Raw genomic sequence first — 10,300 nt, 5'->3', positions numbered from 1 at the left:
CACCAACGGCACCTGGACGATCACCACAACCCACACCTGACACAAGGGGCCCTACAGCCCACAGCCAGACAACCCCACACGCAAGATCTTCAGAACATTCCTAGCTGCCGGCGTGGATGCAGAACGGCTGCCCGGAGGGGTCGAGAAGGACGGTCCAGTTCCGGCCACCGGGCTGGTGGGTCGGCTTGGTCGCCCCCATCTGTAGCAGCCGTTCCTCCGCCGCCACCACGTCGTCGAACATCAGGTCCATGTGGAACGGCAGGTCGCCCTGCGGCCAGTCAGGGGCGACGAAGGAGGCGGAGGTGTAGAAGAGGTACATCGCCTCGCCGAGGTAGAAGGCGAAGGCGGCGTCGTTGCCGTCTTCGCCGGCGAAGGTCTGGGCGACCTCGGTTCCGAGAGCGGCGGCATAGAACTCGGCGAGCTCGCGGCCGTCCTGCGCCCACATCGCATGGCAGATGATTTTCCCCGCCAAGGGCTTGAGGCCGGGTGAACCGGTGCTGGTCATGGTGGATTCCTTCGAGCAGCGCGGGTGTGGAGTGGCCGTCGCAGCGGACAGGCCCACGGTAGGGCGAATTCAGGACAGGCACTGTCCTCTGACGCCGTGCCCAGGTCAGGCGAGTGGGGAAGGCAGGGGGAGAAGTACGCACGCGCGGTCACTGCGACAGCGCGCCACCACGAGGCCACCATCGCCGCATCCCCGACGAGGTCAACGACAACGACCTTCAGTCCGGACATGGCGTTAACTTGCCGCAACTTACTGCCTTTGCGAGAGATTCCCGGACATTCCCTGGCGGAGCTTCACACCGCTCGGCTACCGTTCGCAGCGCTCCTTTCCGGCTCAACAGTGAAGACTCGCAAGGAAGTTGACCTGATGAAGCGCATTGGAAGGATCGCCGCTGCACTGGCAGCCGTGCTCGGCCTCGGCTTCACCCTGCCAACCGCCGCACAGGCGGACCCGGCCGCGCCCCAGCCCTACGCCTACGGCTTCCTCGCCGCCCTCTACAAGCCGCCCTCCGACAACGGCACCTACTTCTGCATGGACGAGTACCGGCAGATGAACGGCAACGGGCGGCCGGTCGTCATCAAGCCCTGCATGGGCACGTGGAACCAGTTCTGGTTCTGGGGCCAGGACGGCCTCATCCACAGCACCAACGACGGCCGGTGCCTGTGGGCCCACGTCGCCAGCGGGCCGAGCGACGGCCCGGACGCCGCTGCCTATGACTGCAACGGCAACGACCCGCATCAGCGCTGGACGCTCAACTCCGACCACAGCCTCTGCAACGCCGCCAACGCCTGCCTGTACGCCACGGGCATGCCGGGGCCACGCGGCTCGTACCACCTCATGGGCTCCACGCCCGGCGCGGCCGCCAGCATCTACCAGCAGTTCGACTGGCACCCCTCGGCGAGCGACACACCGATCAACCCCGACATGTAGACCACGTCGCGTCGCGAGCACACTCACCGCGTCCGAGGAGCGAGCCACCCGCCGTTCCTCGGACGCTGCCGACGCCCACCCCGAACACCTCGCATCGCTTCCCCGGGAGCGGGAGCGGGGCCGGGGGCGGGACCGGGAGGCGTGGCGAGCGGCTCCGTGCCGGTGGCAGCGCCAGGGCTACACCAGCCGGACAGGTGCGGTGCGGGAAGCGGCTATGCCGCGCCCCAAGGGAGACAGCGCCGCGCAGAAGAAGAGCGCGCCGAGCGGCATGAGATCGAGGCTGGTCAGCATCGTCGCCGTCCCGAGCACGACCAGTGCGGGACGCCAGGCACGGATGCGGCGCTGTACGGCGAGCTGGACCGTCAGCCACACCAGGCCGACGGAGAACAGCGTCGGGCCGACCGTGTACACCGCGGGCATGACCCCGGGCTGGCTCTGTATACCCTCGAAGAGCCGCTGCATGCCGGCCCGATCGTCGGCCCGAAAGCCGACGACGATGTCGATGACACCCTGAGCGGTGACCGACACCACCCCCGCCAGCCCGAGGAACGCCGCCGCGCGGGCACTCACCCGCGAGGCACGGGTGGTCGGCTCGGACAGCCGCGTCAGGCCCAGGAAGATCGCGCCGAAGAGCAACACCCCGGCGACCATGGCGATATGACCGCTGATCCAGGCAAGATTCGGCCCGTGGGTCGGGTCGGAGAGGCGGATGGCTCCATACGCGGCCATGCACAGCGGGCCGGCGATGAAAGCGGTCTGCATCCATGCGGCCTGTGTCAGTGCGGTCTGCGTCAGTGCGGTTCGGCGCATTCCCCGAGATCGGTTCGTCATGAGTCGATCTTGTCGGTCGGCACCGCACCACCGGATCAGGGATCACCCCTATGCATCCCTGAGCCGCCCCTGACCGGCCATCATGGTCGGCCCGGGCAAGGCCGGAGAAACGAGTCGCTCTCAAGCCGCCGGCTCGCCGCTGCCCGGCGCGTAGGCCAGGCGGCGGTGAGCCGACGACGCCCCCTACTCGGAAGCAACCGCCTTGGGACGTCGGGGCGCTGACATTCCGCCCTCCGACTCCCTTGCCAGCACCGCCGTGAGTACGTGCGACAACGTCCGCGCCGGATAGTCCGGCGCTGTTGCGGTGCGCCAGGCGACGACGCCGTCCGGCCGGACCAGGCTGGCTCCAGAAGTGTTGATCCCGTACCGAAGAGGGAACCGGCCGTCGGCGTCGGTCAGTTCCATGCCGATCAGGTGCGTGCGGACGGCGACGCCGAGGCTCGCGGCGACCTGCTTGGCCGCATCGGTCCAGAAGCCACCCGTCACTCCGGACAGCAGCACGAAGTCGTGTCCGAACAAGTCCACCGTGGAGACCTTCTCACCGTCCCCGTTGCGCAACCACACGTGCGGCGCGCGGAATCCGGGACGTCCGGAGGGCTCGAACGGGTCCTCCGCGTCGGCCGGGTCGTCGTCCTCGGTGAGCACCGCGTCCGAGCGGTAGCGGAACCCGAGCGTGAGCTCGACGGCCTTCTGCTGCTCGGAGACCTTCTCGGTGTCCTTGCTGGGCGACGAGATTGCGCGGGTGTCCCGCAACCGCAACGACTCGGCCACGACCCGCTCGGCGATCGAGCGTCGCTCGGCGTCGTAGCTGTCGAGCAGTCCCGGACCGGCCGAACCGTCGAGCACCGCAGCGAGCTTCCACGCCAGGTCGAAGGCGTCGCCGATGGCGGTGTTGCCGCCGAACCCACCGATCGGCGGGGTGACCTTGGCCGCGTCACCGGCCAGCAGTACCCGCCCCACTCGGAACCGGTCCGCCACCGCCGCCGCCATCTCCCACGGCTGCACGGCCTTGATCCGCACCTCAAGTTCAGGCAGTTCGGTGAGCGTCCGGATCAGCTCGGTGCACCGCTCGGGGGTGAAGTCCGCGGGCGACTCACCGTTGTCCGGATCGTACGAAGTGCTGAACAGATGCCGCCCGTTGACGGTGTCGACGGGGGCGAACACGCCGGCGACCTGGTCGTTGTGCACTATGTGCAACGTGGGCCGTTCATGGTCGATCAGCTCACTGAGATCGGCGTCGAAGATCATGTTGATGTTGTGTGAGAGGCCGCCCGGGCCGTGCCGGTTGACGCCGAGCGCCTCCCGCACGCCGCTGCGGGCGCCGTCCGCCGCGACGAGGTAGTCGGCGCGCACCTCCGTCGTCAGCTCGCCACCGCGCTCCCGCAACACCGCCGTCACCCCGGTCGCGTCCTCGGTGAACGACACCAACTCGATGCCGAAGCGCAGTTGGGCACCGAGCTCCTCGGCGCGCCGCCGCAGCAGCGGCTCCGCCTTGTCCTGGCCGGCCATGCCCCACACCGCCGGGGACAGGGCACCCGCATTGGCGACGACATCGTCGTGGACGGACTCCTGGAAGGCCGGCCCCCGCAAACTGGCCGCGATCCGGACCCGGAACCCCGTCGCCGCGGGCCCACACGCCTGCACCGCGTCGGCGACCCCACCGAACCCCAACAACTCCATCGTGCGCTGGTTCTGTCCCACCGCCCGCGGAAACGGCGAAGTGCCGGATCGCCGCTCCACCAGCAGCACACCAACTCCCCGCTGAGCCAGGAACATTGCGCTGGACAGGCCGGCCAGTCCGGCGCCGACGACCAGAACCGACACCCGGTCACCCATGATTGATCCCTCTCGCCATGTACCGCTGTACCCCCGTTGCCTACCGGCCACATCCCTGGCCATCAACTGGTTTTCGGGCGACCGCGGGCTTGCCGCGGACCGTGACGTCGGAAGAGATGTCAGAAGAGGTTCTTGACGAGCTCGGCGGCCAATGGGCCGTTCGGGTCGCGACGGAACTGGTAGAGCGCGGTCTTCGCCAGAACCATCCACAGGGCGCGCCACGACAGGTCGCAGGAGGTCCTGAGCGGTTTGACGAGGTGGGGTTCGCTCTCATCGACGTAGGAGAAGACGTCGACGCCGTCCGGCACCGCGGACTCCGGGTCGTACGGCTCGTAGTGGTCCATCGACAGCTTGTGCTCGTCGAGGTAGACGTGGAAGCTGGCGGCGAAGTCGGCGGTGTTGTTGATCTGGTCGGGCAGGACGGCTCGGCCGCCGTCCATGGGGCAGAACACCTTGTGCACGTCGTAAGTGTCGCCGGAGAGCCAGGCATACCTTGCCCGGCGTCAGCGTGACCAGGCCGCGCTTGTCGGCGTTCCAGTCCAGCTTGCTGTAGGACATCACGTCGAGTTGGCCGGCCAGGCAGTAGATGATGCCGGTGGTGTTGCCGTGGGAGTGCATCGGGGAGTAGTGCCCGGCGGGCCACAGCTCCAGGACCACCGGTGAGCCGAAGTCGCCGCTGTCGCCCGCCATGGGCAGGTTCGGGTCGTATCCGTACTGCTCGGCGAGATCGTCGTACTTGCCGCGCCCGGTGCACGCCACCCGCACGTAGGGAGGGTGACTGGGGTCTTCCTGGGACTCGCGGCGCAGGATCTCGCGCAGCAGTCGTGGTCGTTCGTCGTCGGTGAGGGCCGGCTCGAACTGCTTGCGCAGTGCCTGGTTTTCCCAGGCCGCCAGCCGGATGTCGGTGGCCTTGTGGGCCAGGTCCATGACGGCCGGCGGAACCATCATCTGGCGGACGTACTCGTCGAACGACGATGCCTGGTCGATGACGAGTGAGGGGCTCAGCAGGTCGGCGGCGACGCGCAGTTGTCGGTCTTCGGCCTTGGTGACGTAGAAGGGGGCCTGCCGCGAGTCCGAATCCGTCATTCCTGGGCCACTGCCTCTCTCCGAACGGGACGGGGGCGCGGCACCGTGCCGTGGCGCCGAACGCCGCATGCATCGTGTCAGTGGCCGCGCGACGCCCGGCGCACCACCGCGACACGTACGCACGAAGGAGTGAGGCGCCACGGCGGCCGATTCGATGCGCTGACCAGGCGTGCCGCGTCGGATCAGGCCCCGACCGGTGTTCCACCACCCGTACCAGCGTGGCGCACGCCGACCCGCAGGGCGAGCAAGGCCCCTATCAAGCGTCTACAAGCCTGTAGTAGGTTGCGGTCGCCGGCTACGACGGATACAAGGAGCGCCGATGGGGCCGACGTTGATCAACGGGATACCCGCACACGTGCTCTTCGTGCATCTCGTGGTGGTGCTCGTGCCGTTGACGGCACTTGCCGTGGTGCTGTGCGCCGTGTGGCCCAGCCTGGCCCGGCGGTTCGGGCTCGCCCTGCCGGTGTCGGCCGTGGTGTCCTTGGCCGGCGTGCCGCTCACCACCCATGCCGGAGAGTGGCTCAAGCACCACGTCGACAGCGACCCGTTGGTGCGCAAGCACGCCGAGTTGGGTGACGGGCTGCTGCCTTGGGTGGCGGGCCTGTTCGTGCTGGCGGCGGCACTGTGGTGGATGCACCGCCGTGCCGGGGCGGCGCACTCGGCCGACGCCGATGCCGACGCTCCCGCCACGACGACCGAAGCCGGAGGCCGACGGTCGGCAGCGCGAGCACCGGGTGTGCTGCGCGTGGCGGCGGTGGTGCTTTCGCTGGTGGTGGGCGCCGGCGCGGTGGTGCAGACCTATCGCATCGGGGACTCAGGAGCCCAGGCGGCCTGGCACGACAACTTCTCCGTCACGCGCCATGGATGAGACGGAGGCCGGCGGGTGGCCACTAGGCACCCCACGCCAACGGCTCGCACGCCGAGGGCTGCTCCACGCGGAGGGGCATCAGCCGCGTGAACGAGCCGATCCGCAACGGAGAAGGACTCGTGCGCTGCCCATCCCGCTTTCGCCGAGCCGAGGCCGCCGGACCGGATACGGATCTTCGACGCCGGTGCCTGTGCGCAAGACCGGGGCCAGGCCCGGATCTTCGTTGCTTCTGCCAGTACAGCGGTCCGCCGGGGTGCGGGAAGACTGCCCGCCAGTGGCCGCGGCCTGTCCCGGGTGCGGGGGCCGACGCCAAGAACACGGCGACGCCAAGGACATGGCGAACGAGGCACGAGGAGGGCACGGCACGATGAGTGCGCAACAGTATGACGAGATAGGTGAGGCGTTCGAGGGGTTCAAGGCCCTGCCGCTGGCACACTACGCGGAGGTGCCCAGCTTCCTGGCCATGGTTGGGGACGTGCGCGGCAAGTCGCTCCTCGACCTGGCCTCCGGCACCGGTTTCTACAGCAGGGAGTTCAGGCGGCGCGGTGCCGCGGAGGTGCTCGGAATCGACATCTCCGGTGAAATGGTCGCTGCAGCACAGGAGCTGGAGGAATCCCAGCCGCTGGGTGTGCGCTACGAAGTGGGCGACGTGGCCGAACTGCCGCCCCTCGGGCGGCGCTTCGACGTCGCCACGGCGGTCCAACTGCTCAACTACGCGGAGAACATCGCCGCCATGGAGCGGATGTGCCGCAACGTGCACCGGAGCCTGGCGCCCGGCGCCGAGTTCTTCCTGCTCGTCCAGACCCCCGACTACCGCTTCGACGGACCGCTGCTGCACAAGTACGGCTTCCACACGGAGCTGACCGGGGAGGAGGACGAAGCCGGACCCCGCGCCCGGACCACGGCGCTGCTCGACCCACCGATCGAGATCGTCGCCACCTGTCCGCGCCGCGAGGTCTACGAAAAGTGCCTGCGGGCTGCCGGATTCAGTGAGCTGGCCTGGGTGCCACTGGAGGTGTCCGACGCCGGCGTGCGCAAGTTCGGGGCGGATTACTGGGCCGACTTCCTCGCCAACCCGCCGCTGGAGATGCTGCGCTGCCGCGCCTGACGGCCGACGGAACACTCCGGCGGTCCGCCCTCGCAACCCGCCCGACGCGAACGGGGGCCGGACCGCCGGTGGTTGGCCTGGTCGCCGAAGGTACTGAGCGTGCGACGAGCGGCGGCGCGGCCGCGGTGGTGTGTCGCCGCGAAAACCGGGCACTGGTTGCCCGACGGCGTGGGGATTCCTAGTCTCGGTGCCATGGCCACTCAGCAAGCCGCCGCCGCGGCCCGCGCCCCCCGCCGCACCGTGACCGCCGCCGTCGTCCAGGCAGCCGCCCCGCTCTTCGACACGCAGGCCGCCCTGGCCCGTGCCGACGAACTCATCCGCGAGGCCGTCGCCGACCACGGCGCACAAGTCATCGTCCTCCCCGAGGCGTTCCTCGGCGGCTACCCCAAGGGCCTGGACTTCGATGTCACCGTCGGCATGCGCACCCCGGCCGGCCGTGAGCTCTTCCGCCGCTACCACGACGCCGCCATCACCGTCCCCGGCCCCGAGACCGACCACCTCGCCGGCCTCACCAGGGAACTCGACTGCCACGCCGTCGTCGGTGCCGTCGAACGACAGGGCGGCACCCTCTACTGCGTCGCCCTTCACTTCGGCCCCGACGGCTACCTGGGCCTGCACCGCAAGCTCATGCCGACCGCCGCCGAACGCTACCTGTGGGGTCAGGGCGACGGCTCCACCCTCCCGGTCATCGACACCGGCACCGCCCGCCTCGGCGCCGCCATCTGCTGGGAGAACTACATGCCGCTGTTCCGTACGGCCATGTACGCCAAGGGCGTCGACCTGTGGTGCGCGCCGACCGTGGACGACCGCGATGCCTGGCAGGTCACCATGCGTCACATCGCCCTGGAGGGCCGCTGCTTCGTCCTCAGCGCCAACCAGTACCTACGCCGCGACGGCTTCCCCGCCGACCTCCACCCCACCCAGGGCGACGCGCCCGACACCGTCATCATCGGCGGCGGTTCCGTCATCGTCTCCCCACTCGGCGAGGTCCTCGCCGGCCCGCTGCGCAACGGCGAAGGCATCCTCTCCGCCGAACTCGACCTCGACGACCTCACCCGTGCCCGCTTCGACTTCGACCCCACCGGCCACTACGCCCGCCCCGACGTCTTCACCCTCCACGTGGACGAGTCCGCGCACAACACCGTGCTCAACGGATGACCGGGCCCACGGATGACGGGGCCCATTGACTTCTTCGAGGAGTTCGCCGAACGGTTCGCTGCGTTGTTGGCCAGACAGGAGGCGGGTGTCTGCGCCTTCCGTGTGCTCGTCGCGGAGGACGGTTCGGTGGTTGGGCGGTTCAACCTGGTCGGCATCGAGCGTGCGCGTGGCACTGCGGTACAAGGCCGGGTTCGTGCCGATCGGGGCAGCCGACCCGGCCCACCTCGGAGGCAAGCCAGGCACCTGGTACCAGCGTGATCTTGGTGCTGAGCCGTAGCGCACCACGGCCTACGGCTCAGCACCAAGGGTTGGTCGTCCCGGAGGCGGTCGGGTCAGCGGGCGGTGGTGCCGCGGCGGCGGGTGGCGTAGGTGGTGGCGACGCCGGTGACCACGAGGGCGGCGGCGGTGCCGAGCAGGGGCGCGGTGGGCAGGGCGCTGCCGGTGGCGGCCAGGGAGGCGGCGCCGCCGGCGGTGTCGCCGCTGGCGAAGCTGGCGGCACCGGATGCGCCGCCGGCGCCGTTCGCGGAGGCCGGGCCGGTGGAGGCGTCGGCGTCGGTGGATCCGGAGGATCCGGCTGCGGGGGAGGGGAGTTGGGCGGTGGAGTCGACAGCGAGCGAGGCGTTGACCGGGTCGAGGGTTTCGCCCGCCGGGTACATGCCGGAGAATGCCTTGGAGCCGGCGGCGGTCAGGGTCGCCGGGATGTTCTTGAGGGTGATCACGCCGCGAGTGGCGGCCAGCGCGCCGGACGGCAGCTTCAGTTCGGCGATCGCGATGTTGGGGATGTCGACGGCCTTGGTGGGGGCGTTGCCGTCGATGGTGCGCGGCTTGCTGGCGACGTCGGCGATCAGTGTGCCCCTGCCGTTGTCGGCCTTGATGCGGAGGTTGCTGAACTTCAGGTCCAGCGCGCCGCCGTGGCCGGTGAAGCGCACCGCGCCGTTGAACTCCGCCGCCAGCGTGGCCTTTTGGGCGTCGTAGGTGCCGTGACCCTTGGGGAAGCGGTAGCCGGCCGCTGTGGTGGCGGCCCCGCCGGAGAGTTCGGCCTTGCCGTGGGCGATGGGTCCGTTGACGTAGTCGCGGAACTTCTTCTTGATGCCCCAGTCGAGGTTTCCGTCGTAGACCTTGCCGGAGTTGCGGGGGGTGGCGTCGGACCCGGACCCGGACTGGGGCCTGGCACCGGCCGACGGCTTGTCGGTCGGGGTGGGCGAGGGGCGCTGGTCGTCGGACGGCTTGCCCGGCTCGCCGGGCTTCTCGGGCTCGCCGGGCTGGTTGGGCTTGCCAGGCTGCTCCGGCTTGTCCGGGCCGCTGCTGTCCGGGCGCACGGTCAGCGTCGCCGGATCCAGTTCCTGCCCTTCCTGGTACATGCCGTTGAACGCCTCGGCACCCTGGGCCGTCAGCTTGGTGGGGATCTTCGCGAAGGTCATCGCGCCGCCGGCGCCGCTCTCCGGCCTGACCTTGGAGAGGTCGAGCGAGGCCAGCGGCACGTCGTCCCGGGTCTTCCCGCCCGCGGTGACATCGGCGGTGATCGCGCCGGACGCGCCCTTGTTGGCCGCGTCAGTGGACACCTTGAGGTCGGCGAGCCGGATGTCGAAGCCGTGCAGCTTGGAGGCGAAGCGGACGCTGCCCTGGAAGGTGGTGGCCACTGCATGGGTGCTCAGGTCATAGTGACCGGTGCCGCCGGCGAAGGTGAACGGGCCGTTGTCCGCGTCCTGTTGGGCGCCGTCCGCGGTCTCGATCGTGCCGAGTGCCAGGCCCGTGACGTATCTGCGGAAGGACTCCTTGACTCCCCAGTCGAGGGTTCCGTCCTTGAGCGTGATCGAGGGGGCGCCGGAGCCGCCGGTGGGTGCGGCGAGGGCGGCGGTCGGCAGGCCCAGGACCGCGCTGCCGGCGACGGTGACGAGGGCGGCGGCCAGGGCGAGGGGGCGGCGTATGACGGACATGGCGGGGCGTTCTCCTTGGCGGGGTGGGATGGGGCGTTGCG

At 69.8% G+C, this 10,300-nt stretch carries 10 protein-coding genes and 1 pseudogene; 5 read left to right on the top strand and 6 right to left on the bottom strand.

Annotated elements, in window-relative coordinates; all coding sequences use genetic code 11:
• Window positions 1-100 precede the first annotated feature (100 nt).
• Window positions 101-505, bottom strand: coding sequence for a VOC family protein (locus ACIQU6_RS28795; RefSeq protein ID WP_403484601.1), 405 nt, complete (start codon window positions 503-505; stop codon window positions 101-103).
• A gap of 366 nt (window positions 506-871) precedes the next feature.
• Between ACIQU6_RS28795 and ACIQU6_RS28790 the strand changes: the two genes are divergently transcribed.
• Window positions 872-1,435: a ricin-type beta-trefoil lectin domain protein gene (locus ACIQU6_RS28790; protein ID WP_403484600.1), complete on the top strand. Its 564-nt coding sequence runs from the start codon at window positions 872-874 to the stop codon at window positions 1,433-1,435.
• 177 nt (window positions 1,436-1,612) lie between these two features.
• On the opposite strand, the gene ACIQU6_RS28785 is transcribed toward ACIQU6_RS28790, so the two are convergent.
• The 4 genes from ACIQU6_RS28785 to ACIQU6_RS28770 all read right to left on the bottom strand — a co-directional run bounded on the left by ACIQU6_RS28785 (window position 1,613) and on the right by ACIQU6_RS28770 (window position 5,188).
• Window positions 1,613-2,266: a hypothetical protein gene (locus tag ACIQU6_RS28785; protein ID WP_403484599.1), complete on the bottom strand. Its 654-nt coding sequence runs from the start codon at window positions 2,264-2,266 to the stop codon at window positions 1,613-1,615.
• Window positions 2,267-2,449: 183 nt separating this feature from the next.
• Window positions 2,450-4,102 (bottom strand): aklavinone 12-hydroxylase RdmE, encoded by a 1,653-nt coding sequence (gene rdmE, locus ACIQU6_RS28780; RefSeq protein ID WP_403484598.1) that lies wholly within the window; start codon window positions 4,100-4,102, stop codon window positions 2,450-2,452.
• Window positions 4,103-4,221: 119 nt separating this feature from the next.
• The gene (locus ACIQU6_RS28775; protein WP_403484597.1) at window positions 4,222-4,446 is read right to left on the bottom strand and encodes a hypothetical protein; all 225 of its coding nucleotides are present in this window, start codon (window positions 4,444-4,446) and stop codon (window positions 4,222-4,224) included.
• On the bottom strand, window positions 4,373-5,188 hold the full coding sequence (locus tag ACIQU6_RS28770) for a hypothetical protein (protein WP_403484596.1): 816 nt from the start codon (window positions 5,186-5,188) through the stop codon (window positions 4,373-4,375). Before ACIQU6_RS28770 ends, ACIQU6_RS28775 begins: the two co-directional genes overlap by 74 nt.
• 319 nt (window positions 5,189-5,507) lie before the next feature.
• On the opposite strand from ACIQU6_RS28770, the gene ACIQU6_RS28765 reads away from it, so the two are divergent.
• The 4 genes and pseudogenes from ACIQU6_RS28765 to ACIQU6_RS28750 form a co-directional block, all read left to right on the top strand.
• Window positions 5,508-6,056 carry a DUF2231 domain-containing protein gene (locus ACIQU6_RS28765; protein ID WP_403484595.1) on the top strand — a complete coding sequence of 183 codons (549 nt, stop codon included), beginning with the start codon at window positions 5,508-5,510 and terminating at the stop codon, window positions 6,054-6,056.
• 367 nt (window positions 6,057-6,423) lie between these two features.
• The gene (locus tag ACIQU6_RS28760; RefSeq protein ID WP_403484594.1) at window positions 6,424-7,164 is read left to right on the top strand and encodes a class I SAM-dependent methyltransferase; all 741 of its coding nucleotides are present in this window, start codon (window positions 6,424-6,426) and stop codon (window positions 7,162-7,164) included.
• Between the two features lie 192 nt (window positions 7,165-7,356).
• A complete protein-coding gene (locus ACIQU6_RS28755; RefSeq protein ID WP_403484593.1) occupies window positions 7,357-8,322 on the top strand; it encodes a nitrilase-related carbon-nitrogen hydrolase in 966 nt (321 codons plus the stop codon).
• A 27-nt stretch (window positions 8,323-8,349) separates the two neighbouring features.
• Window positions 8,350-8,599, top strand: a pseudogene (locus ACIQU6_RS28750) (GNAT family N-acetyltransferase); the annotation flags it as partial.
• Window positions 8,600-8,654: 55 nt separating this feature from the next.
• On the opposite strand, the gene ACIQU6_RS28745 reads toward ACIQU6_RS28750, so the two are convergent.
• Entirely contained in the window at window positions 8,655-10,259 is a 1,605-nt protein-coding gene (locus tag ACIQU6_RS28745; protein WP_403484592.1) for an HtaA domain-containing protein, read from the bottom strand.
• Window positions 10,260-10,300 lie beyond the last annotated feature (41 nt).

The sequence above is a fragment of the Streptomyces sp. NPDC090442 genome (genome assembly GCF_044769405.1).
GTDB lineage: Bacteria > Actinomycetota > Actinomycetes > Streptomycetales > Streptomycetaceae > Streptomyces.
Note: the sequence above shows the minus strand (reverse complement) of the source record. Positions and strands in the feature narration are given on the sequence as shown.

What these genes read in the sequence shown, in the direction of transcription:
- ACIQU6_RS28795 (WP_403484601.1), bottom strand. Translation starts at nt 505, where the DNA reads ATGACCAGCACCGGTTCACCCGGCCTCAAGCCCTTGGCGGGGAAAATC.
- ACIQU6_RS28790 (WP_403484600.1), top strand. Translation starts at nt 872, where the DNA reads ATGAAGCGCATTGGAAGGATCGCCGCTGCACTGGCAGCCGTGCTCGGC.
- ACIQU6_RS28785 (WP_403484599.1), bottom strand. Translation starts at nt 2,266, where the DNA reads ATGACGAACCGATCTCGGGGAATGCGCCGAACCGCACTGACGCAGACC.
- rdmE (WP_403484598.1), bottom strand. Translation starts at nt 4,102, where the DNA reads ATGGGTGACCGGGTGTCGGTTCTGGTCGTCGGCGCCGGACTGGCCGGC.
- ACIQU6_RS28775 (WP_403484597.1), bottom strand. Translation starts at nt 4,446, where the DNA reads ATGGACCACTACGAGCCGTACGACCCGGAGTCCGCGGTGCCGGACGGC.
- ACIQU6_RS28770 (WP_403484596.1), bottom strand. Translation starts at nt 5,188, where the DNA reads ATGACGGATTCGGACTCGCGGCAGGCCCCCTTCTACGTCACCAAGGCC.
- ACIQU6_RS28765 (WP_403484595.1), top strand. Translation starts at nt 5,508, where the DNA reads ATGGGGCCGACGTTGATCAACGGGATACCCGCACACGTGCTCTTCGTG.
- ACIQU6_RS28760 (WP_403484594.1), top strand. Translation starts at nt 6,424, where the DNA reads ATGAGTGCGCAACAGTATGACGAGATAGGTGAGGCGTTCGAGGGGTTC.
- ACIQU6_RS28755 (WP_403484593.1), top strand. Translation starts at nt 7,357, where the DNA reads ATGGCCACTCAGCAAGCCGCCGCCGCGGCCCGCGCCCCCCGCCGCACC.
- ACIQU6_RS28745 (WP_403484592.1), bottom strand. Translation starts at nt 10,259, where the DNA reads ATGTCCGTCATACGCCGCCCCCTCGCCCTGGCCGCCGCCCTCGTCACC.